Genomic DNA, 22,658 nt, shown 5'->3' with positions numbered 1-22,658 from the left:
CGCCCCGCGTCGCCCGCCGCGGCGGAGGCTGTTCGTCCCAGCCTCCTCCGCTCGGCTCACCTAATCAGGTTCCGCGTCCATCCTCCGCCCGGATGCAGGAGACATCCCCTACGCGGCCGCGAGCTTCGCGGCCGAGTCCGCGTCGACGCAGGCCTGGATCAGCGCGTCGAGGTCGCCGTCCAGGACCTGGTCCAAGTTGTACGCCTTGAAGCCGACGCGGTGGTCCGAGATGCGATTCTCCGGGAAGTTGTACGTGCGGATCTTCTCGGAACGGTCGACGGTGCGGACCTGGCTGCGGCGGGCGTCGGCGGCTTCCTTCTCCGCCTCCTCCTGCGCCGCGGCGAGCAGCCTGGAGCGCAGGATACGCAAGGCCTGCTCCTTGTTCTGCAGCTGGCTCTTCTCGTTCTGGCAGGAGGCGACGACCCCGGTGGGCAGGTGCGTGATGCGCACCGCGGAGTCGGTGGTGTTGACGGACTGCCCGCCGGGTCCCGAGGACCGGTAGACGTCGATCCGGAGGTCGTTCGGATTGATCTCGACGTCGACCTCCTCCGCCTCGGGCGTCACCAGCACGCCGGCCGCCGACGTGTGGATACGGCCCTGCGACTCGGTCGCCGGCACGCGCTGCACCCGGTGCACGCCGCCCTCGTACTTCAACCGCGCCCAGACGCCCTGCCCGGGCTCGGTCGCGCCGTTGCCGCCCTTGGTCTTCACCGCGACCTGGACGTCCTTGTAGCCGCCCAGCTCGGACTCGGTGGAGTCGATGATCTCGGTCTTCCAGCCGACGCGCTCGGCGTACCGCAGGTACATCCGCAGCAGGTCACCGGCGAACAGGGCGGACTCGTCGCCGCCGGCTCCCGCCTTGATCTCCAGGATCACGTCCTTGTCGTCGGACGGGTCCCGGGGCACCAGCAGCAGTCGCAGCTTCTCGGTCAGCTCGTCGCGCTGCTTGTCCAGCTCCTTGACCTCGGCGGCGAAGTCGGGGTCGTCGGCGGCCAGTTCACGCGCGGTCTCGATGTCGTCGCCGGTCTGCTTCCAGGAGCGGTACGTGCCGACGATCGGGGTGAGTTCGGCGTAGCGCTTGTTCAGCTTGCGCGCGTTGGCCTGGTCGGCGTGGACCGACGGGTCGGCGAGCTGCTTCTCCAGGTCGGCGTGCTCGACGACGAGTTCCTCGACGGCCTCGAACATTTTTGGGCTCCTGATACTGCGGACGGAAGGGAAGGCGGGCGACCAAAAACGCCGGTCCCGGGCGTGCCCCCGTGGGGACACGGCCGTGGACCGGCGAAATGGGGCTCGCTACTTCTTGGAGCCGGCGGCAGCCTTGCCGAAGCGGGCCTCGAAGCGGGCCACACGGCCACCGGTGTCGAGGATCTTCTGCTTGCCCGTGTAGAACGGGTGGCACTCGGAGCAGACCTCAGCCCGGATGGTGCCGGACTGGATGGTGCTACGGGTGGTGAACGACGCGCCACAGGTGCAGCTGACCTGCGTCTCGACGTACTCGGGGTGGATCTCGCGCTTCAAGGTGTCTCCTAGATTTCGGGAGGGCACCGGGTCGCCACCGCGGGCTGCGGGACGTGAACCGGGGCCGACGTACCAGTCTGCCAGGGCTGGCCGCATACCCCAAAACCGGGGGCACTGGTGATCTATTCCCCGCGGGCGGGTGGGGGCTTGCCGCGCCGTTCCCCTCGCCCCTCAGGACAGGCGGGACCGGCGGACCGGCTCCCGGGGGCGCGGGGAACGGCGTGAGCGGCCACGACGGCGCCGCACCCTCACGACGACGTCACGACCCCGTTGGCCTCCCCCGTCGCCGTGCCCTTCGTGGCGCTCGCGGGGATCGGCCGGTCGTGCTTCAGGGCCGTCCATACCTGCTTGGCCTTGGCCTTGGCCACGATCACCCGGTTCGGGTTCGACGGGTCGTACTCGACCGGCATCGTGACCATGCGCATGTTCTTCGAGCCGATGGACTTCAGACCGTCCGCGAAGTCGACGAGGGAGTTCACCGAGCCCAGGCCGGAGTCGGTGGTGACCGCCTTCGTCGCGGTGTCCGCCAGGTCGAGGAGCTTCTTGGGGCTGGTGAAGACGCCCACCTGCTCGGCCTGGTTGATCAGGGCCTTGACGAACGCCTGCTGGAGCTGGATACGGCCCAGGTCGGAGCCGTCGCCGACACCGTGCCGGGTGCGGACCAGGCCGAGTGCCTGCTCGCCGTCGAGGGAGTGCCTGCCGGCCTTGAGGTCCAGGTGGCTCTGCGGGTCGTCGATGCTCTTCGTCGTGGTGACCGTGACCCCGCCCAGCTCGTCGATGAGCTTCTGGAAGCCGGAGAAGTCGACCTCCAGGTAGTGGTCCATGCGGACCCCCGTGATGGCCTCGACGGTCTTGACCGCGCAGGTCGCGCCGCCCGTGGAGTACGCGGAGTTGAACATCACGTCGGTGGCCGCGCCGTGCCTGACACCGTCGGCGTCCTTGCAGGACGGACGGTCGATCAGGGTGTCCCGCGGAACGGAGACCACGGCGGCCTTCCGGTGTCCCTTGTACACGTGGACGATCATCGCCGTGTCGGACCGGGCACTGCCGTCGTCGGTGCCGCCGCCGAGCTTCCTGTTCACGCCGGAACGGGTGTCCGAGCCGAGGACCAGGATGTTCTCGGAGCCGTTGTCGACCTTGGCGGGCCGGTCGGTGCCCAGCGCCTGGTTGATGTCGACGCTCTTGATGTTGCCGTTGAGCTTGAAGTACAGGTAACCGAAGCCGGTCCCGCCGAGCACCAGGACACCGGCCGCCGTCCAGGCCGTGACGAGCAGCGCCTTGCGGCCCCGCCTCGGGGGCTTGCGGCGGCGGCCCCCGCCACTGCGGCCAGGGACCTGCGGGCCGGCCACGGGTATACCGGGCTCCGGCGTGCTCTCGGCGGACATGGGCTCCTCTGCTCTCCTACGACAGTGCGCTTACCCCCTGCTTTCAGGGTCAGGCCCGGCGTACCGGGAACTTCGGCACGTACCGGACCATCGTCGCTCCGCCTGGTCAGACGGCGAAACTCGGGAAAGGGTTGCACAACGCAGTGTGCCCACCGCGTCGCGCGATGGGCACACCGTGTAGTCGGGCGAGAGGGGGCGAACCCCGCTCACCAGCTCTTTCAGCCGAAGATGTCGTACTGCTGGAAACCGGTACCGAGCGACTTCCTTGTGCCGAAGATCTCACTGGTCGCCTTGCCGGTACCCGGGTACAGGTACAGCGTGCCGCCGGTCGTACGGGCGACCAGGTCGGCCCTGCCGTCGCCGGTCATGTCGCCGACCGCGGCAAGGGTGTTGAAGCCGGTCCAGCCGGAACGGACCTTCACCCGGGCCGAGAAGAGGCCGGTGCCGGACTTGCCGGTGCCCTTGTACAGGTAAAGGTCGCCGCCGCTGCTCTTGCGGGTCAGCAGGTCGGCCTTGCCGTCGCCGTTGAAGTCGCCGACGCCGCGCAGCTGGTTGTACTGGCTCCAGCCGCCGCCGATGCGCACGCGGGTGCCGAAGGTGCCGTTGCCCTTGCCCGGGTACAGCCACAGGACACCGGAGGAGTCCTCCGAGAGCACGTCGGGCAGGTAGTCACCGGTGAGGTCACCGGGGATGACCGTGGCCTTGCGGGTCTTCCAGTTGGTGAAGATCTTCTTCGTCACCCAGGAGCCGCTGGTCTGGGCGCTGTTCAGGGCGAAGTGGTCCCAGTAGACGTCGCCGGTGGAGGCCACCCGGTACACCATGTCCTGGAAGCCGTCCCGGTTGAGGTCGGCCTGCAGGATGAAGTTGACACCGGTCCAGTCGCCCCAGGACTGGCGGGCGGCCAGCGAGGTGCCCTTGGAGTCCAGTTCGTAGCCGACGTGGGTCGACGACTTGCGGGCGAACAGGTCCGCCTTGCCGTCGGTGTAGCTCAGGTTGGAGTCGGCGGTCTGGGCGTAGGCGGCACCGACGTAGGTGCTGACCTTCGTGAAGACCGGGTAGGCGCCCTTGGCGACACAGTCCTCGACGCCCCAGGAGACCACGCCGACGATCCGGCCGGCGACCACCAGCGGACCGCCGGAGTCGCCGTTGCAGGTGGTGGTGGTGCCGGTGTCGGAGCCGGTGGCGGCCTTGCCGGCGCAGACCATGTGGCCCTTGACGAAGTCGGTGCTGCCGTAGGCGGCGGTGCAGGTGGTGTCCGAGACGATCGGCAGCGTGGCCGTCTTCAGCGTCTCGGAGATGTCCTGCGTGGTGGAGCTGGTGCGGCCCCAGCCGTAGACCTTGGCGCTGGTGTTCGTCTTGTAGGAGGCCGTGTCGGTGTTGGTCGTCATCCGGATCGGTGTGGCCTTGACCGGGGCCGCCAGCGTGAGCACCGCGATGTCGTTGTTGGGGGCGCCGTCGGCCGACACGGTGTACGACGAGTGGTTCCACTGCCGCAGGACGCCGGTGGCGGTGCCGCCGTGCAGGTTGGCGGTGCCGTCCGCGTTGCTGGTGGGCAGCGAGGCCGTGCCGGTGACGACCGCGGAGTCGGTGGTGCTCCACCTGAAGCCCTTGACGCAGTGCGCGGCGGTGAGGATCTTCGTGGGCGAGATGACCGAGCCACCGCAGAAGAAGCCGACGTCGTCGCTGGTGCTGGTGGTGCCCTTGTCGTCGTAGTACCAGAGCTGGGCCATCCACGGTGCCGAGGAGATGGTGGCCGTACCGCCACCGATGATCTTCGGCGAGACGGCCGAACCGCTCGCGGTGGCGGCCGGCTTCCTGGTGGTCGTGGTCCCGTTGTCGGCGGTGATCGCGCGCGCGATCCGCTTGTTCAGGACGGCCTGCGACGGCGCGCTGACGGCCGGAGTGACCGTGGGCGCCGGCTGGGTGGCCGCGCTGGCCGAGCTCGACAGCAGAGCGGCGGTGACGGCCGCGGCGACCGAGGCCGCGGCGACGGGCAGTGCGAGACGTATCCGGCGTCTGTGCCGACCGCTCCCGGACGTGGGTGTGCCCACCTAAGTCCCCCCTCGGGATCAGGATTTCGAGATTCGGTCAGATGACCGAAGGGCGTGATCCTACACCGGTGGGGGGAACGCCAGAAGCCGTCCCCCAGCGGGGGACGGCTTCCGTTTATGGAGATCTGCCGAGGCGTCAGTCGCCGTTGCCGGGTGTCGGCGTCGTCTTCTGGATCTGCATCAGGAACTCGACGTTCGACTTCGTCTGCTTCATCTTGTCGAGCAGCAGCTCGATCGCCTGCTGCTGGTCGAGCGCGTGCAGCACCCGGCGCAGCTTCCAGACGACCGCCAGCTCCTCGTTGCCGAGCAGGATCTCTTCCTTACGGGTGCCGGACGCGTCCACGTCCACCGCCGGGAAGATGCGCTTGTCGGCGAGCTTGCGGTCGAGCTTGAGCTCCATGTTGCCGGTGCCCTTGAACTCCTCGAAGATCACCTCGTCCATGCGGGACCCGGTGTCCACGAGGGCGGTGGCGAGGATCGTGAGGGATCCGCCGTCCTCGATGTTGCGGGCCGCACCGAAGAAGCGCTTCGGCGGGTACAGGGCGGTCGAGTCGACACCACCGGACAGGATGCGGCCGGAGGCCGGCGCGGCCAGGTTGTACGCACGGCCCAGACGCGTGATCGAGTCGAGCAGCACGACGACGTCGTGGCCCAGCTCGACGAGACGCTTGGCGCGCTCGATGGCCAGCTCGGCGACCGTGGTGTGGTCCTCGGCCGGACGGTCGAAGGTCGAGGAGATGACCTCGCCCTTGACCGACCGCTGCATGTCGGTGACCTCTTCCGGACGCTCGTCGACCAGGACGACCATCAGGTGGCACTCCGGGTTGTTGTGGGTGATCGCGTTGGCGATCGCCTGCATGATCATGGTCTTGCCGGTCTTCGGCGGGGCCACGATCAGACCGCGCTGGCCCTTACCGATCGGCGACACGAGGTCGATGATGCGGGTGGTCAGCACGCCCGGGTCGGTCTCCAGACGGAGCCGGTCCTGCGGGTAGAGCGGGGTCAGCTTGTTGAACTCCGGGCGGCCTCGGCCGTGTTCGGGCGCCATGCCGTTGACGGAGTCGAGGCGGACCAGCGCGTTGAACTTCTCGCGGCGCTCGCCCTCCTTGGGCTGGCGGACCGCACCGGTGACGTGGTCACCCTTGCGCAGGCCGTTCTTGCGGACCTGGGCGAGCGAGACGTACACGTCGTTCGGGCCCGGCAGGTAGCCGGAGGTCCGGATGAACGCGTAGTTGTCGAGGATGTCCAGGATGCCCGCGACGGGGATCAGGACGTCGTCGTCGGCCAGCTGCGGCTCGGCGCCGCCGATCTCGTCGCGGCCACGTCGGCCACGGCGGTCCCGGTAACGGCCGCGGCGGCCGCGGCGGCCACCGTCGAAGTCGTCCTCGTCCTGCGGGCCGGCGTTGCGGTCCTGACGGCCGCCGCCCTGCTGCTGCGGCTGCTGCCGGTCCCGGTCCTGGCGGTCCCGGTCCTGACGGTCCTGACGACCGCCCTGGCCGCCGCCCTGCTGCTCGTCGCCCTTGCCGCGCCGGTCACGGTCCCGGCCGCGCTCACGGCGGTCACGGCGGCCACGGCCCTCGCCGTCGGCGTCGCCCTGCGGCTGCGCCGCGGGCGTCTCGGCCTTCGGCTCGCTCTTCGCCTCGGCGACGACGGTCTCCGCGCCACCCGCGGTGGGGCTGCCGGCCTCGGCGGTGGCCCGGCGACGGCGGCGCTCGGCCGGCGCGTCGTCCCCGCCGCGCTCGCCGTCGCCGGTGCGGCCGGCGGGCTGGCCGGGAATCTCGATCTGCTGCTGGGCCACGGCCTGCTCGGCGGGGGCCTCGGCGGCCTGCTCCGCCTTCTTCTCGGCGGCCTCGTCGCCCGAACGGGCCTTGGAGGTGGCCCGGCGCTTCGGCTTGGTCTCGGTGGCGCTCTCGGCGGCCTTGGGGGCGGCGCCCCCACCGGCCTGCGCCTCCTTGATGACCTCGATCAGCTGGCTCTTGCGCATCCGCGCCGTGCCCCTGATACCGAGGCCGGATGCGACCTGCTGAAGCTCGGCCAGCACCATGCCGTCGAGGCCGGTACCACGGCGCCGCCGGGAGCCGGCACCGGTGGCAGGCGCGGAGGCGTCCGTGGCGGGCGCGGCAGCGGTCTCCTCGACACGTGCGCCCATCAGATCGGTGGTGTCGCTCACGAAGGGTCCTTCCCTGGAGCGGACGTCGGCCTGTGTGGCTCGGCGACCGGTTGTGCTGTCCGGCTGCGGTCCTTGCTGTGTGGACCGTGCCGGGGCGGTGGTCCGCCTGAACGGCGGAGAGAATTTCTGGTGACGGCGCTTCCTCAGCCGTGGCACCCGGTGTCACGTGGCGTGGTAGCACCTATTCCGGAGCGTGCCCAGCGGCCCGCTCAGTGTCCACGTACGACGTACTGCCCAGGTACGGCATACGAAACGCTGAGTGGCTTGGGAGACTCCCGGAAGAATGTCTGTCCCGGACGGGGACACGATGCACCTCGCCATGGTGGGGTCGGGTGCAGACTTGAGGTTAACACTACCGGATCCAACAAACATTCCCCCTCTCCAAATCCGGCAACCGTGCGCAGTCAGATGTCACTGGTGGGCGCGAGCGGCAACACGCTCGCGCCTTGTACGTCGAGGTTCAGCCGGTTGGCCGCCCAGTCGGAGCCGGCCAGGGCTTCCACCTTGTCGGCGCTCGCGGCGTCGACCAGGGCCATGACGGTGGGTCCGGCACCGGAGATCACGGCCGGGATCCCGTCGGCGCGCAGCCGCTCCACCAGTGCCGCGCTCTCCGGCATGGCCGGGGCGCGGTACTCCTGGTGCAGACGGTCCTCGGTGGCGGGCAGCAGCAGCTCGGGGCGCCTGGTGAGGGCCTCGACGAGCAGGGCTGCACGGCCCGCGTTGGCGGCGGCGTCGACGTGCGGCACGGTGCGCGGGAGCAGTCCGCGCGCCGTCTCCGTCAGGACCGGCTTCCCGGGCACGAAAACCACCGGAACGATGGAATCGGCCGGCTCCATCCTGATCGCCCGGGCGGCGCCGGACTCCATCCAGGAGAGCGTGAAGCCCCCCAGCAGACAGGCCGCGACGTTGTCGGGGTGGCCCTCGATCTCGGTGGCCAGTTCGAGGAGCGCGGCGTCGTCGAGACGGGCCTCGCCGCCTATCGTCACGGCACGCGCGGCCACGATGCCCGCGCAGATGGCGGCGGAGGAGGAGCCCAGGCCACGGCCGTGCGGAATGCGGTTGGCGCACACGATCTCCAGACCGCGGGGCTGTCCGCCCAGCAGGTCGAAGGCGGTGCGCAGGGAGCGTACGAGCAGGTGGTTCTCGTCACGCGGCAGCGTCTCGCTGCCCTCACCCGCGATGTCGATGTGCAGCCCGGAGTCGGCCACCCGGACGACGACGTCGTCGTAGAGCCCCAGCGCGAGGCCCAGGGCGTCGAAGCCCGGACCGAGGTTGGCGCTGGTGGCAGGGGTGCGCACCCGGACGGCGGCGGCGCGGAACGCTGGACCGGCCATCGCTCGATGACTCTCCTTGAGCTGCGTGATGGTCGAATGACACTCGATGGGTACCTGAGGGAACCTCGGGCCGCGGAGGCGGCACGGCACCGCACCATATGCGAAGGCATATGCGGCGGGCGGTTTCGGTACAGCCTATCGAAGGAAGGTTCTGTGGCGACATAGGGCGCACAGGAGGCGCACGATGCGTGTCGTAAGCCCCTTGTGCCCCCTCCTCAGGGAGTCCCCTGTTCAGGACGCCGCAATCCGTTCACCGGTTGCCTGGCAGAGGGCGGACGAGTGCTGCCCGGCCCTGCCCGAACGCCGCTCCCGCGGTTCTCGGGCAGGGCTCCAGCGATTCCCTAGGCGAGCCCGAGCCGCTCGGCCGCGGCGGCCGCGTCGACGGGCACGGTGACCGGTTGCGGGGCGCCGGCGACGGCCCAGTCGGGATCCTTCAGGCCGTTGCCGGTGACCGTGCAGACGATGCGCTGGCCCGGGTCGACCTTGCCCTGCTCGGCGGCCTTCAGCAGACCGGCCACCGACGCGGCGGACGCGGGCTCCACGAAGACACCCTCCTGAGCGGCCAACATCCGGTAGGCGCGCAGGATTTCACGGTCCGTCACCTCGTCGATGAAGCCCCCCGACTCGTCCCGGGCCGCGAGCGCGAACTGCCAGGAGGCGGGGTTGCCGATCCGGATCGCGGTCGCGATGGTCGAGGGGTCCTTGACGATCTCGCCGCGGACGATCGGGGCGCTGCCCGAAGCCTGGAAACCCCACATTCGAGGGCTCTTCGTGGAGACACCGTCACCGGCGTACTCCTGATACCCCTTCCAGTACGCGGTGATGTTGCCCGCGTTGCCGACCGGCAGGACGTGGATGTCCGGTGCGTCGCCGAGCATGTCCACGATCTCGAAGGCGGCCGTCTTCTGCCCCTCGATGCGCACCGGGTTCACCGAATTGACCAGGGCCACCGGGTAGTTCTCACTCAGCTTGCGGGCGAGGGTGAGGCAGTCGTCGAAGTTCCCGTCGACCTGGAGGATCTTCGCGCCGTGCACGAGGGCCTGGCCCATCTTGCCGAGCGCGATCTTGCCCTGCGGCACGAGCACGGCCGACACCATGCCGGCGCGCACGGCGTAGGCCGCGGCGGAGGCGGAGGTGTTGCCGGTGGAGGCGCAGATGACCGCCTGCGCGCCCTCCTCCTTGGCCTTGCTGATCGCCATGGTCATGCCGCGGTCCTTGAAGGACCCGGTCGGGTTCGCGCCCTCCACCTTCAGGTGGACCTCACAGCCCGTGCGCTCGGAGAGCACCTGCGCGGGCACGAGGGGCGTACCGCCCTCGCGGAGCGTCACGACCGGCGTGGTGTCGGAGACGGGCAACCGGTCCCGGTACTCCTCGATGATTCCGCGCCACTGGTGGGTCATTGCTGGTTACTCTCCTTCAACCCGCATGATGCTGGCGACACCCCGCACGGTGTCCAGCTTGCGCAGCGCCTCGACGGTCCCGGACAGGGAGGCGTCGGAGGCCCGATGGGTGACGACGACGAGGGAGGCCTCGCCGTCCTTGCCCGTCTGCCGCACCGTATCGATGGAAACCCCGTGCTCGGCGAACACGGTGGCGACCTGGGCGAGAACACCCGGTTTGTCGGCGACGTCGAGGCTGATGTGGTAGCGCGTGACGACATCGCCCATCGGCGACACGGGCAGGGCGGCGTACGCCGACTCGCCGGGCCCCGTTGCCCCGCTGAGCCGGTTGCGGCAGACGGCGACCAGGTCGCCGAGGACCGCGGAGGCGGTCGGGGCGCCGCCGGCGCCGGGACCGTAGAACATCAGCTGACCGGCCGCGTCCGACTCCACGAACACCGCGTTGTAGGCGCCGCGCACGGACGCGAGCGGATGGGTCAGCGGGATCATGGCGGGGTGCACGCGGGCCGTCACCGAGCCGCCGTCCTGAGCCCGCTCGCAGATGGCGAGCAGTTTGATGGTGCAGCCCATGTTCTTGGCGGAGGCGAAGTCGGAGGCGGTCACCTCGGTCATGCCCTCGCGGTAGACGTCGTCGAGGCGCACCCGCGAGTGGAAGGCGATACCGGCGAGGATGGCGGCCTTGGCGGCGGCGTCGAACCCCTCGACGTCGGCGGTGGGGTCGGCCTCCGCGTACCCGAGGGCCGTGGCCTCGTCGAGGGCCTCCTGATAGCCGGCGCCCGTCGAGTCCATCTTGTCGAGGATGAAGTTGGTCGTCCCGTTGACGATCCCCAGCACCCGGTTGACCTTGTCACCGGCGAGCGACTCGCGCAGCGGCCGGATCAGCGGGATGGCACCGGCGACGGCCGCCTCGTAATAGAGGTCCTTGCCGTTCTGCTCGGCGGCCGCGTGCAGGGCGGCACCGTCCTGGGCGAGCAGCGCCTTGTTGGCGGAGACCACGGAGGCGCCGTGCTCGAAGGCGGTGGTGATGAGCGTGCGGGCGGGCTCGATGCCCCCGATGACCTCGACGACGACGTCGATGTCCCCCCGCTTGACCAGCGCGGTCGCGTCCGTGGTGACCAGGCTCGGCTCGATGCCCTCACGCACCTTGGAGGGCCGTCGTACGGCGACGCCGGCCAGCTCGATCGGGGCGCCGATGCGCTGCGCGAGGTCGTCGGCGTGCGTCGTCATGATGCGCGCCACCTCTGAGCCGACAACCCCACAGCCCAGCAGCGCCACCTTCAGCGGACGCGTACGCATCATCCGACCTCGTTTCCTCTCACCGTCTACGGTTGGACCAGTCTCACTCACCGGACGGGAGTTTCTACCCTTCGTCCGGATCGTGAGACATCTATTTCATTGTGTGATCGCGGCCTGCAGGAGATCTTCCGTCCGCGTCATCCGGACCGACGGACACCATCCGAGAATGCCCGTCCCGTGCCCGCCCCGGGGCGGTCGGGGGACGGAATCCGGGGTCCTCCGTGCGGGGTCCGCGATCCGGGGTCCGCGTCAGGGACGCGCCCCTGGATCGCCCGGGCCATTCGAGTCACCCGACGTCGAGGCGCAGGAGGTCCTCCTCCGTCTCGCGGCGGACGATGACCCGGGACTCGCCGTCGCGCACCGCGACGACGGGCGGCCGGAGCACGTGGTTGTAGTTGCTCGCCATCGACCGGCAGTAGGCGCCGGTGGCCGGTACGGCGATCAGGTCACCGGGTGCCAGGTCCCCCGGCAGGAACGCGTCCTTGACGACGATGTCCCCGCTCTCGCAGTGCTTGCCGACGACCCGGGCGAGCATCGGCTCGGCGTCGCTCGTCCGCGACACCAGGGCGACGCTGTACTCGGCGTCGTACAGCGCGGTCCGGATGTTGTCGGACATGCCGCCGTCGACGGAGACGTAGGTGCGCAGCCCGTCGAGGGGCTTGATGGTGCCGACCTCGTAGAGGGTGAAGGCCGTGGGCCCGACGATGGCGCGCCCCGGCTCGACGGAGATACGCGGAGTCCGCAGCCGGGCGGCCTCGCACTCACGGGAGACGATCTCGGTGAGCGCCTTGGCGATCTCGTGCGGTTCACGGGGATCGTCGTCGCTGGTGTAGGCGATGCCCAGCCCGCCCCCCAGGTCGATCTCGGGCAGTTCGACACCGTGCTCGTCACGGATGTCCTTCAGCAGCCCGACGACCCGGTGCGCGGCGACCTCGAAGCCGGACATGTCGAAGATCTGCGACCCGATGTGCGAGTGGATCCCGATGACCTCCAGGCCGTCCAGCTGCAGCGCCCGCCGTACCGCCTCGGCGGCCTGCCCGCCCGCCAGCGGGATCCCGAACTTCTGGTCCTCGTGGGCGGTGGCGATGAACTCGTGCGTGTGCGCCTCGACGCCGACGGTGACACGGATCTGCACACGCTGCCGCTTGCCGTGGGACTGGGCGATGTGGGCGACCCGCACGATCTCCTGGAACGAGTCGAGCACGATCCGCCCGACGCCAGCCTCGACCGCCCGCTCGATCTCGTGCGCCGACTTGTTGTTGCCGTGGAAGGCGATCCGGTCGGCGGGCATCCCGGCGGAGAGGGCGGTGGCCAGCTCGCCGCCGGAGCACACGTCGAGGTTGAGCCCTTCCTCGTGCAGCCAGCGCACGACGGCCCGGGACAGGAAGGCCTTGCCGGCGTAGAACACGTCGGCGTCAGGGCCGAAGGCGGTGCGCCAGGCGCGCGCCCGGGCACGGAAGTCGTCCTCGTCGAGGACGTAGGCGGGCGTGCCGAACTCCGCGGCGAGGGTCTTCACGTCGACACCGCCGACGGTGGCGACTCCGTCGGCGTCCCGGGTGACGGTCTGGGCCCACACCCTGGGGTCGAGGGAGTTCAGGTCGGCGGGCGGGGCGGCGTAGTGACCCTCGGGCAGGACGTCGGCGTGGCGGGGCCCGGCAGGGTGCGCGGAACGGCTCATTACTCTTTGGGCTCTCTCAGAGGTGATCGGGTGCGTCGATGCCGAGCAGGGACAGGCCGCCGGCCAGCACCGTCCCGGTGGCTTCGGCGAGGGCGAGCCGGGCACGGTGGGCGACCGAGGGTTTCTCGTCGCCACGGGGCAGCACGGTCGGCAGGAACGGCAGGGCGGCATCGGCGACGGTGACGAGATGCCGGGCGAGCCGGTCGGGGGCGCGGTGGGTGGCCGCGGCGGTGAGGATGCGGGGGTAGTCGGCGAGGGCGCTCACCAGGTCGCCCTGGGTGCCGGGGACGTCACCGGGTTCGGCACCGAAGCCGAGCCGGCCGGCGCCGCGCCCGACGGCTCGTGCCCGGGCGTGGGCGTAGCGCACCCGGAAGAGCGGGTTGCTCTCGCGCTGCACCAGGTGGTCGGCGGTGATCCGGGGCCGGTCGTGGGCGGCGGGATGCAGCAGGGCCCACTGGGCGGCGTCGGGCCCGAGCGGGGCCGGGTCCTCGGGCGCCGGAACGGGCCGGAGGCTGACGGGCTCGCCGTGTCCGACCTCACCGCGGCCGCCCTGGGTCGCGACGATCCGTACGACGGCGTCCGCGACGACCTCGGCCCGGACGTCGTACGGCACGCGCAGCGCCACGACCTGCCCGGCGAGCGCGTCGCCGTGGCCGTAGCCGGAGCCGAGGGCACGGATCTGCGCGACCAGGGCGGCCGTGGGGGACACGGCGGGGCTGAGGCTGATGTTGAGGAACCCGGGCCCGGTGACGACGACGTCCTCGACCCCGGCGGCGTGCACGAGATGGGGCACCAGGATCTCGGCGACCCGCATCGGGGACTGACCGGCCGGGCGGGACAGCTGGAGCGCGATGTTGGTGGCGTAGTCCCCGCACCCACCGGGCCCCGGCACCGTGACCACGGCCCGCTCGGGCACGCTCACGCTCAGCTCCCCGTCGTCAACAGCACGACGCACCGCGCGCAGCACGGTACGGGAGAGCTCGACGGGAGTCACGGGACAAGCGTAGGGGAGGAGGGGGTGGGGCAGGCGACCCGGTTTGGGAGGAAGTCCGCCATGTGGACGCCTGCACGTGCGCTCTCCCGAAGCCCAGACCACCTTACGGACCTACGGCCCTCCGGGCTGACTGGCTTACGGGCCTGCGGGCCTGCGGGCCTGCGGGCTTACGGACTCCCGGGACCCTGGCTCGCGGACCTACGGGTTTACGGGCTTACGGACTCCGGGCCCACGAACTTCCGGGCTCACTGGCTTACGGCCCTACGGGATCAGTGCGGACCCACGGGCTGATGCGGCGGATGGACGGGACGCCCCCCGGCCCGCTCCCCCGAGAAGTCCACGCCGCCGGTCTCGTCACCGTCTCCCCCACGCTCCCGCTCCTCGACCCCGTCCGGCCGCCGCAGCTCCATCAAATCCCTTACGAGCCGCACGAGTTCGGCAGGCTCGAAGGGCTTGGCGAGGAACGCGTCGACGCCGACGTCGAGGCCCGTCTCGACCTCGTACTGGGTACAGGCGCTGACGATGGCGAGCGGAAGGTCGTGAGTGCGGGGGTCGGCACGGAGCAGGGCGGCGGTCCGCAGCCCGTCGAGCCGGGGCATGACGACGTCGAGGGTGATCACATCGGGCTGCACCTGATGAACGACATCCAGACACTCGGCACCATCGGCCGCGGTCACGACCTCGAGACCCTCCAGTTCGAGATTGACCCTGATCAGCTGCCGGATGACCTTGTTGTCGTCCACAACAAGCACCCGGCCCGACGCCCCTGGCACAACTCGAGAGTAGGTCCGGACCGGCCACCGCGTCCGGGTTTTCCGGACTTCCACCCCGCGCGGGAAGGCACCCCGGGAAACCCGTTCCTGATCACCCCGACCGAGCTGGTAGTGTTCTACCCGTCGCCGCGAGCAACAGCTCAACGCCAGACGCCCCCGTAGCTCAGGGGATAGAGCAACGGCCTCCGGAGCCGTGTGCGCAGGTTCGAATCCTGCCGGGGGCACCTTGGATTAGGTGCCCAAAGACCCCGACACCAGCGAAGACGCTGAGGCCGGGGTCTTTGCATATCCAGGGTCCGTGCGCAGGCAGATGCCGCCGAAAGCAGCTGTTTGCCACTGATCACGTAATGGCGACGTAATGATCTTGGCGGATCTTTCCGCAGGTCAGTGACCGTTCATTGCCGTGCCGAGCACAGCCGTGTGGACTACCTGTGGACCAGCTCCGCTGGGGCATCCACCGCCTCACCCCGAAGAGCCCGGCGACTCCCTGTCCACGGTGCGCCCTGGCAGATGGCAGTCTTCGCAGATGACGACCCGCGCCTGCGCCAAGTCCCCTCGAAAGCGGATTCGGTGGCGCGCCTCATCCATGAGCCAGTCATACGACTTGATCAAAACGCGCTCGCGCCACACGAGCGATTTCAACCGCTCCCGTTCAGCCTCGGAGCGATGATGGCGACGCCCGATAATCACAAGCCCGGTCGCCATATGGTCCACGCCGATCAGTCCAAGACCCTGATCAGCTCGACTCCGCCGGGCGACATCTCGATTGGCGATCAACCAGTCCCGCCAGTCTTGAACCTGACTAAGCCCCTTACGTAGTTCCTTCCTTGGTTGCCCATCCTTGGTGAACAGTTGAACGGCAGGGCTCTCCAGTTCCACCAAGGTCCAGCGCACCCCGCCGCTGTCAATGCGGGCAACTAGGAAGTCCGGCACGTAGCGCCCACCAAGACTCACCTGCGGCAGAACCCATCGGCAGTTCGCCGCATACTCTTGCGCGAGGACGCCGGGGTGATCCTCGAAGAAGCGTTGCAGCGGTCGCTCATCAGGCGCAGCGTCCAGTACCGCTTGGTAGTCCGCGATGAGCTGCTCGTCCACATCACCTCGGGCAACACACTGCCGCTCATAGCCATTGCGGCGCATCTCGGCAGTGACGTGAGCCACGTAGGCGGTCCAGTCATTCACGCCACCCAGTGTTACCAAGAAAAGACAGGTGGAACGGCGGAAGCCCCAGATCACTCTGGGGCTTCCGCTCTTGAGGTTCCTCGATACCTCTCTACTCGCCCAGCTCAGAGTGCTCTCCCAGACCCCGCATGATCCGGTCGTTCATCGCCGCCTCCTGGCCGTCGATGCACTTGGCGTAGATCTTGAGCAGCACGTCCACCGAGTGACCGGCACGAGCCGCGACCTCCGGCGCCGGCACCCCGGAGTTGAGCCACTGGGAGACTCCCGCGTGACGGAGGTCGTAGGGCCGGAAGGCCAGAACCGACATCACCTGATGCGGCAGCAACGCCAGCTCGCGAGCCTGCTTCCACGCTCGCGAGTAGGACGAGGCGGCGATCACATTCCCCCGCTCGCTGAAGAACAGCCGCCCGTCGGCCGCTGTGCCGAACTCCTTCACGTGCTCGCGCAGCAGCCGCACCAGCGGAGGCGGGATCGGCACGATGCGCACCTCTCCCTCGGCCCGCTGCTTCAGCCCCCTCCGGTCATGCGCCTCACCGGAGTCAGTCCACGCCTTCCCCGCGGTGGGCCGAGTCTCCGCCAGCTCGATGCGACCCCAGCCGGTAGCCGGGAGCGTGCAGTCGGAGCGGCGGAGCCCGAGCGCCTCCCCCGGCCGCATGGCGGCGTAGTACAGGCAGCCGAAGAAGGCCCGGAGTCGCCGACCGCCGGCCCGGTCGTAGCCGCCCACGTACGTGAGCGCGGTGAGCAGCTCCCGAGCCTGCCGAGGGTTGACCACCACCCGCCGGTCGACTTCCTGCACCGGCCGCTTTCCCCGCTTGCGCCGGACCCGGCTCAGGGGATTGGATGGCAGGTGATCGAGTTCGACGGCGTACTCAAGGACGTTGAAGACCACCGCTCGTCGTCGCCGGTAGGTCTGCGTCGCCGCAGGCTTGCCGTCCAGCCTCCGACTCAGCGCCTCGATCACCTCGTGGGCGCGGGCGATCTCTTGCAGTTCCCCCACCGGGAGGGACGCCTTTTCGATCCACCGGACCGCCTCAGCGATCTCCTGCGGCCTCTCCCGTTCCCTACGAGGTACCGGCAGGACGTACGACCGCAGGGCGCGCCGCAGCAACTCCGGGGCGGGACGTCCCCGCCCCGGCTTGACCAGGGCGGGAACAACCGTGGCCAGGGCATCGGTCACGCTGTCCCGCTGCTTGGCGGACGCTTCCGCCCACCGTGCCTCCACGTATTTGACCGCCAGGTCGAGGAACGAGAGCGCCGCCTTTCCACTCCGCAGCGAGTCCGGCAATCCGGTCACCGTGTCGAAGGGCTCGCCCTTGTCGGCGGCACGCAACAGTTTGGCCCGGAAGCGGTCCGCCAGTGCCTTCGTCTTGTGAGACTCGTGGAACGGCTCGCCGGCCACCGACCACCGAACAAGGTAAGTCGGCTTCTTCGCCGAGCGGTTGATGCTGAGCTTCCAGATGACGACCTTGTACGACTTCACCGCGCAGCCCCCTCCGCCCGCTCTTCGAGCCAGTGATCGAACACGTCACGCCGAACCCGCAGCTCCCCGTTCGGCAGCCGTATGCACGCGGGCGCGAGGCGCAGCTCCCGCCAGCGGTAGAAGGTGCGCCGCGAGATGCCGCCCAGCTCGTCGAGGACCTGCCGAACGGTGAGCAGCTCGGCAGTCCTCCGACCGTTGTCACGAGCCATGGGAAGCACCGCCCTCCCGTACCGAAGCCGCCAGGAGCGCGGCATCCGGCGAGTAGCCGCGCCCCGCATACCGCCACCGGCCAACCGTGACCGCGGGCACGTCGACCAGGCCCAGGGCGGCCCGCTGCTGCTCCGCCCGATGGTCGGTGCGCGCGTGTCGCAGCGCGGTCAACGTGGTCGAGTAGCGCCGGGACTTCGTGGAGAAGTGGCCGCCGTAGCCGAGCATGTGCGCCCAGCGGCGCAGCCCGAGCGCTTCGAACTCGGGTAGCCCGCCGAGCCACCAGCTCGTCGCGATCATGCGGAGCACGTGCGCGCGTACTGGCAGGAGGACCATGTCCCGAGCACTGTGGATACGGCCGTCCACGGCGCCGGCGGACTCCGCTCCCTTGGTGGCGTACTTGGCGATGTATCCCGCCACGGCGCCAGGAGCAGGCCGCTCCCCCACATCGCCCCGGTACGACACAACCGGTCGCGCGTCGACCTGAGCCCCGAAGTGCAGCGCCCGCGGCCCGATGACCCCGGTGCCAGGAGCGATCAGCTGTACGCGCCCGATCGCACCCCGCACAGAGTCGACCAGGAGCGGAACGGTCGCCCAGTCGGGCGGTTCCGAGTCGGGTCCATCCGGCCCGTCGAGCCGGATGACGGCGTGGAAGTGGACGAGGCCGCGCCGCTGATACTCGGCGACTTTCGCGTACGACAGTCGGGCGACTTATCCGAAGTCGGTCCGGGAGAGCCCGACTCGCCGGGCGACCTCCCGCCGTAACTCCAGGCCAAACCGGTGCCAGAGACGACCGGCGAAGGCATGCCAGAGGACGGCGCCCGCGTAGTCGTAGCACCGCGCGCAGAGCGGCTCGCCGAGCCGAAGGTCATCCGCCGAGTGCCGTTCCCGGCATCCGGCCGGTGTCCCGTGTGGGCAGAGCTCCCCGGTCCGCCGAGGCCGACAAGCCGCCGCCGCACGCCCATCCCTCTCACGGCGGGTGTGCACGGGCCCGAACCCGGGGGCGGTAAGCGTGGCAAACACGCGCGGGTAGTCGCTCACCGACTCCGGAACGCTCTTTCCTCCGACGAGACCGGCCCGGACGAGTTGATATGTGTCCGCCCGATACAGCGCCGAGCAGGCCGGGCAGACCGCCGCCCGCCGGTTGCCGCAAGCGACGAGAAGGCGACCGCCGTAGGCATCCGAGCCGTAGGAGAGCAGGGCGGCCCCGCTCGTCGTATCGTAGACGGTTGCCGCACCGACCAGGTGAATCGGGTTGGTGCACCCGCCGAGGCGGACGATGTTCCGCCGCCAGGCCGCGAACTCCGGCTCCGACGACCTGACGACGAGAGCGGCCACGTTCTGAGGAAGGACAGTGGTCATCGGCGACCACCCCCGTCCCCGAACGCCTGCCCCATCACGGCCGAGATCCCCTCCAGCTGAGTCTTGGCGCTGAAGCGGAGGGTAGGGTCCGTGAGCCACACGGCAGCGGCATGCGCGGAACACAGCCACTGCTCAGTGCCATCGAGTTGGACGAGGACGATCTGCTCCCGTCCGGCGCAGGTGGCGACCTGCGCGTCACGCTGCCTGAGATCGCACTCAGGCGGCAGGGATTTGCGCGAATGATTCGCGGTGGACAAAGTGTGCGTACTCCTTTCACTGCTCACGTGGCGGATGGAGTGGGTTCCTGACGGGGTCGGGTTTGGCGACATCGCGCCCCGTCGGGAGCCCGTCGTACGGGCGATCACTGCCGTTCCTGGGGAGGGACCGCGATGACGCCGTACGAGATCGGCCCGAAGTCGAGCCACGCGTTGAAGTAGCCCTCTCCGATGTCTGCCGCCGGCACGCCGAGCGGGGCGGCGACGAAGTCCACGCCGTCGCGGCGAGCGATGGAGTCGGAGGCGTCGACCAGGACGGCGACGGACGCGTGACGCGGCACGACGACGGTCGGATTGGCGGTCAGGAAGTCGACCAGCTCCCGCAGACCGGCCAGGAAGGCCGCACGGTCGCCGGAGCGGATGACGTAGTCGGACACAGCAAGTCCCCTTATCGGGTGAGTGGTTGGGCGGGTCAGAATCGGAACTGACCGAGGAAGCCGTTCACGCCGTCGAGGAGGCCCTGAACCACGGGCGCGGCCACGGTCCGGGCGAGCAAGAAGCCGAAGACGCCGCAGAGCAGCGTGTCGGCCCAGCGCAGGTAGCGGATGCGCAGGAGGAACCAGATCACCAGGCCGAGCAGCAGCACGGCCGACATGGACACCAGCACGACAGGCCCCTCTCACAGCGCTTCGACGTGCAGCTCGGACAGGACGGGAGTCAGGTGCGCGTACTCGGCGGCGACGGCTTCCGCCTCCGCTTCCGTGATCAGGTAGGACCGGGCGCGTTCCCAGCCGTCGCCGGACGCGAGCACGGCCGTACCGGCCTGCTCGGGAGCGATGGCCTGCGCCGCTTTCAGGGCGTCGGGGTTGAGATCACCGAGTGCCATCTCTGCTGTGCCGGGATCGGCGACCCGGTGACACACGCGCCCGCCCAACTGCGCCCGCAGGGCGGTCACACCGGGCCCGAGATCGGACCCGACGCGCTGGCCGGCCACGACGAGGAACACCCCGAGCGCCGCGCCGAGTTGGGCCAGGCGGATCAGCGCCGTACCGGCCGCATGCGCTTCGTCCTTCTCGCTCCGGCTCGCGACGAGGAAGAGTTCCGCGATCTCGTCGACGATCACGACGACGGGGACCGGCCGCTCCTTGTCCGCCAGGCCCCAGATGTTCCGGACGCGAGCCGCCCGGCAAAGGGTCATACGGTCGAGCGTCAGGTCGACGAGAGCGGCCAGCAGCCGGACGGCCTGCTCCCGATTCGTCGCGAGCGCGGACAACCGTGGCTCGTAGAGGGACAGTTCCATGCCGCCCTTGCAGTCGATCCCGACGAGGGCGACGGACTGCGGAGCGAGCCCCGCCACGAGTGCGTTGATCAGAGTCGACTTGCCGGAGCGGGTGGCTCCGACGATCAGCCAGTGCGGGATGCGCCGCAGGTCGACGATCCACGCGGCGCCGGTCTCCAGGGCACCTACGGTCACCCGGAGCAGATGACCGGGCCCGCGCTGCTTCGGTATCCGCAGATCGGCCAACGGGTCGGCCGCCGAGGCGACGATCCGTACGACCCCTGGCTTCCAGGAGGTCACGCGGACCGCGTGCACCTGCCAGTTCTCCGCCATGGCGGGAGCAGCCTTGACGAAATGCTCGGGCACCTGGCCCGGCAGTAGTCGCACCAGCAGTACGAAGCCGCCGGAGGTCGGGCGTATGAGTCCCCGCCGCGGAACCCGCGGCTGCGGCGGAGGCGCCCCTTTGCCGACGAGCCCGGACACCACGGTCAGCGCCGGCCGACGGCTCACGGCGAGCCCGCACCCGGCCATCAGGGGCCGCCATGTCTGCATGACCCGGAAGGCCACGAACGGGAACCCGCATAACAGCCACCAGGCGACGGGATAGCGGCGGCGCAGGCCCGGGCCTGCAAGAAGCAGACCCGACACCAGCACTGCGGCCACCACCAGGACCCAACTCGGCCAGTGCGCACCGGCCGAAGCGGCGGAGGCCAGTTCACTCACTGTCCGGCCCCCTTACCCGTCGTGGCGGCGGGGGCGTGCAGGGGCCGGATCTCCGCCGCGCGGAACGCGATCCCGTGCCGCCCCTCGTTCTCCCAGGGCGTCGCGACCAGGTCCCGCACGGCCACGGGCATGCCGAGCTGCACACCGGCCGGCTCACCGGCCACGCTCACGTTGACGACGTCGGCCGATGCACCTGCCATCAGGCAGAGGCCGACCTGGTACATGGTCTTGCCGGTCTCGCGGTCCACGCGGAGCTGACCGGTCTCTCGGTTGGCGACCCGCGGAGCCGGGGGAACGGCGCAGATGATCCCCGTGAACTTCGCGGTGTCGATCGGAAGGCTTGCCACTGTTCGGTTCTCCTCATCTCAAGTCACCCGAAGGCGAGTCCTTCGGGTTGCTATACAACCCGTAGTACGGGTTGCGGATACAAGACTGACCACCCGTAGTACGGGTTGTCAACCGACCTGGCGATGAGCGATGCTGTCCACGATCGTGGGCAAGCTGTCCGCGACGATGACCAGCCGAAGAGGCCACGGCCACGGAGGGCCCGTATGCCGCCGAAGAACACGCAGCCGAAGTACCGGCAGATCGCCGACTACCTGCGCGAAGGCATCTTGGACGGCACATTCCCCGCCGGCCAACCGCTCCCCTCCGAGGAGTCGTTGGCAAAGCAGTTCAGCGTGACGCGCCCCACAGTCCGTCAGGGGCTCAGTGAGCTTCGGGCGTCAGGTCTGGTCGAGGCGATCATGGGCCGAGGCACTTTCGCCCGCTCCCCGCACAACCGCCCGAGCCACACGCGCCCGCGCGGCGTACGCCGGACTCCAGAGGGCCGGTACGTCGAGGCGGACGGCATCCGTTGGACAGACGCCGAGGCGCCGGTAGCCACCCGCACCGATGCCCCACTCGCGCTCGCGGACCTGCTCCGCATCCCGCCAGGCGAGCCGATGTACACGTACGACGCCCTACAGACCGCGGACAACGGCCGTCTCCGCCAACTGCACCGCACGTACATCCCATTCTCGGTACTGATCGACACCAAGTACGAGGAGGAGGCCCCACCGCCGGCGCCGGAGCTCTACACCGCGCTCGCCGACCTGGGACACGAACTCCACTTCACGGAGTACGTCCGCACCCGCATGCCATTGCCAGACCAGGCCCAGGCGCTACGACTGACGGACGGTGTCCCGCTGCTCCACATCATCCGCGTGACGCTGACCGAGTCGGACAAGCCCCTCGCCCTGGAGGAGTTCCACCTCCCCGGCGACGAGCTGGAGCTCTCGTTCAGGCTGTAGCCGAAGCCGAGTTGGCTCAGACTTTCTCTACGTCATCAAGGGCCCGCGCAAAGCGCGGGCTGGCCCCTTGGGCCTGGCCCCTCTGCGCCTTCGGCGCCGGGGCCTGGCCCTGGGGCCGCAAGCATGTTAGGACCCAGTTGGTAGAGCCCTAGACGGGCAGGCCACGGTCAGAACAATGCCTCCGGCGGGGGATCGGCCGGCACCGGGATGGAGGGGGCGCCGTTTCCGACTGCGGGTTCGTAGTGGCGTGTGCGGGGTGCTCCCATCCCGTCCACCGTCGACCCAGGCAGAGCCGAGCAGACGCGGCCCATGGCGTCCA

Annotated in this window: 19 protein-coding genes, 1 tRNA gene and 1 pseudogene; 2 read left to right on the top strand and 19 right to left on the bottom strand. The window is 69.8% G+C overall.

Annotation, left to right across the window (positions count from 1 at the left end; translation table 11 throughout):
- Nucleotides 1-108: 108 nt before the first annotated feature.
- The 11 genes from prfA to ACZ4O3_RS05590 form a co-directional block, all read right to left on the bottom strand.
- Nucleotides 109-1,185: a peptide chain release factor 1 gene (gene prfA, locus ACZ4O3_RS05640; RefSeq protein WP_362727453.1), complete on the bottom strand. Its 1,077-nt coding sequence runs from the start codon at nt 1,183-1,185 to the stop codon at nt 109-111.
- A gap of 108 nt (nt 1,186-1,293) precedes the next feature.
- A complete protein-coding gene (rpmE, locus tag ACZ4O3_RS05635; protein ID WP_190206740.1) occupies nt 1,294-1,518 on the bottom strand; it encodes a 50S ribosomal protein L31 in 225 nt (74 codons plus the stop codon).
- A gap of 248 nt (nt 1,519-1,766) precedes the next feature.
- Nucleotides 1,767-2,903 (bottom strand): LCP family protein, encoded by a 1,137-nt coding sequence (locus ACZ4O3_RS05630; RefSeq protein ID WP_467721274.1) that lies wholly within the window; start codon nt 2,901-2,903, stop codon nt 1,767-1,769.
- Nucleotides 2,904-3,121: 218 nt separating this feature from the next.
- Nucleotides 3,122-4,954 carry a trypsin-like serine protease gene (locus ACZ4O3_RS05625; RefSeq protein WP_467721273.1) on the bottom strand — a complete coding sequence of 611 codons (1,833 nt, stop codon included), beginning with the start codon at nt 4,952-4,954 and terminating at the stop codon, nt 3,122-3,124.
- Between the two features lie 136 nt (nt 4,955-5,090).
- Nucleotides 5,091-7,124 (bottom strand): transcription termination factor Rho, encoded by a 2,034-nt coding sequence (gene rho / locus ACZ4O3_RS05620; RefSeq protein WP_385002979.1) that lies wholly within the window; start codon nt 7,122-7,124, stop codon nt 5,091-5,093.
- Nucleotides 7,125-7,528: 404 nt separating this feature from the next.
- Nucleotides 7,529-8,458 carry a homoserine kinase gene (gene thrB, locus ACZ4O3_RS05615; protein WP_362724556.1) on the bottom strand — a complete coding sequence of 310 codons (930 nt, stop codon included), beginning with the start codon at nt 8,456-8,458 and terminating at the stop codon, nt 7,529-7,531.
- Nucleotides 8,459-8,799: 341 nt separating this feature from the next.
- On the bottom strand, nt 8,800-9,858 hold the full coding sequence (gene thrC / locus ACZ4O3_RS05610; RefSeq protein ID WP_362724559.1) for a threonine synthase: 1,059 nt from the start codon (nt 9,856-9,858) through the stop codon (nt 8,800-8,802).
- 6 nt (nt 9,859-9,864) lie between these two features.
- On the bottom strand, nt 9,865-11,157 hold the full coding sequence (locus ACZ4O3_RS05605) for a homoserine dehydrogenase (protein WP_362724562.1): 1,293 nt from the start codon (nt 11,155-11,157) through the stop codon (nt 9,865-9,867).
- A 283-nt stretch (nt 11,158-11,440) separates the two neighbouring features.
- A complete protein-coding gene (lysA, locus tag ACZ4O3_RS05600) occupies nt 11,441-12,832 on the bottom strand; it encodes a diaminopimelate decarboxylase (RefSeq protein WP_362724565.1) in 1,392 nt (463 codons plus the stop codon).
- Nucleotides 12,833-12,848: 16 nt separating this feature from the next.
- Nucleotides 12,849-13,826, bottom strand: a complete 978-nt coding sequence (gene nrtL, locus ACZ4O3_RS05595; RefSeq protein ID WP_385002991.1) for an ArgS-related anticodon-binding protein NrtL — start codon at nt 13,824-13,826, stop codon at nt 12,849-12,851.
- 269 nt (nt 13,827-14,095) lie between these two features.
- Nucleotides 14,096-14,653: a response regulator gene (locus tag ACZ4O3_RS05590; RefSeq protein WP_362721439.1), complete on the bottom strand. Its 558-nt coding sequence runs from the start codon at nt 14,651-14,653 to the stop codon at nt 14,096-14,098.
- Between the two features lie 98 nt (nt 14,654-14,751).
- On the opposite strand from ACZ4O3_RS05590, the gene ACZ4O3_RS05585 reads away from it, so the two are divergent.
- Nucleotides 14,752-14,823 (top strand) — tRNA-Arg (locus ACZ4O3_RS05585).
- A 238-nt stretch (nt 14,824-15,061) separates the two neighbouring features.
- Here ACZ4O3_RS05585 and ACZ4O3_RS05580 read toward each other — a convergent pair.
- The 8 genes and pseudogenes from ACZ4O3_RS05580 to ACZ4O3_RS05545 all read right to left on the bottom strand — a co-directional run bounded on the left by ACZ4O3_RS05580 (nt 15,062) and on the right by ACZ4O3_RS05545 (nt 21,394).
- Nucleotides 15,062-15,781, bottom strand: a complete 720-nt coding sequence (locus tag ACZ4O3_RS05580; protein ID WP_467721272.1) for a Shedu anti-phage system protein SduA domain-containing protein — start codon at nt 15,779-15,781, stop codon at nt 15,062-15,064.
- A 91-nt stretch (nt 15,782-15,872) separates the two neighbouring features.
- A complete protein-coding gene (locus tag ACZ4O3_RS05575; protein ID WP_467721270.1) occupies nt 15,873-17,261 on the bottom strand; it encodes a tyrosine-type recombinase/integrase in 1,389 nt (462 codons plus the stop codon).
- A complete protein-coding gene (locus ACZ4O3_RS05570) occupies nt 17,258-17,470 on the bottom strand; it encodes a helix-turn-helix transcriptional regulator (RefSeq protein WP_467721269.1) in 213 nt (70 codons plus the stop codon). The genes ACZ4O3_RS05575 and ACZ4O3_RS05570 overlap by 4 nt, the downstream gene beginning before the upstream one ends.
- Nucleotides 17,460-18,830, bottom strand: a pseudogene (locus tag ACZ4O3_RS05565) (replication initiator). The gene ACZ4O3_RS05570 and the pseudogene ACZ4O3_RS05565 overlap by 11 nt, the downstream one beginning before the upstream one ends.
- A 361-nt stretch (nt 18,831-19,191) precedes the next feature.
- Nucleotides 19,192-19,482 carry a hypothetical protein gene (locus ACZ4O3_RS05560; RefSeq protein WP_467721268.1) on the bottom strand — a complete coding sequence of 97 codons (291 nt, stop codon included), beginning with the start codon at nt 19,480-19,482 and terminating at the stop codon, nt 19,192-19,194.
- A 35-nt stretch (nt 19,483-19,517) separates the two neighbouring features.
- The gene (locus tag ACZ4O3_RS05555) at nt 19,518-19,712 is read right to left on the bottom strand and encodes a hypothetical protein (protein WP_467721267.1); all 195 of its coding nucleotides are present in this window, start codon (nt 19,710-19,712) and stop codon (nt 19,518-19,520) included.
- A 12-nt stretch (nt 19,713-19,724) separates the two neighbouring features.
- Nucleotides 19,725-21,047, bottom strand: a complete 1,323-nt coding sequence (locus ACZ4O3_RS05550; protein ID WP_467721266.1) for an FtsK/SpoIIIE domain-containing protein — start codon at nt 21,045-21,047, stop codon at nt 19,725-19,727.
- Nucleotides 21,044-21,394 carry an SCO3933 family regulatory protein gene (locus ACZ4O3_RS05545; protein ID WP_467721265.1) on the bottom strand — a complete coding sequence of 117 codons (351 nt, stop codon included), beginning with the start codon at nt 21,392-21,394 and terminating at the stop codon, nt 21,044-21,046. Before ACZ4O3_RS05545 ends, ACZ4O3_RS05550 begins: the two co-directional genes overlap by 4 nt.
- 204 nt (nt 21,395-21,598) lie before the next feature.
- On the opposite strand from ACZ4O3_RS05545, the gene ACZ4O3_RS05540 reads away from it, so the two are divergent.
- Nucleotides 21,599-22,339: a GntR family transcriptional regulator gene (locus ACZ4O3_RS05540; RefSeq protein ID WP_467721264.1), complete on the top strand. Its 741-nt coding sequence runs from the start codon at nt 21,599-21,601 to the stop codon at nt 22,337-22,339.
- Nucleotides 22,340-22,658: the final 319 nt, after the last annotated feature.

It is taken from the genome of Streptomyces sp. NPDC026515 (genome assembly GCF_055567595.1).
The sequence above is the reverse complement of the archived record's forward strand: the minus strand, read 5'-3'. Positions and strand labels throughout refer to the sequence as shown.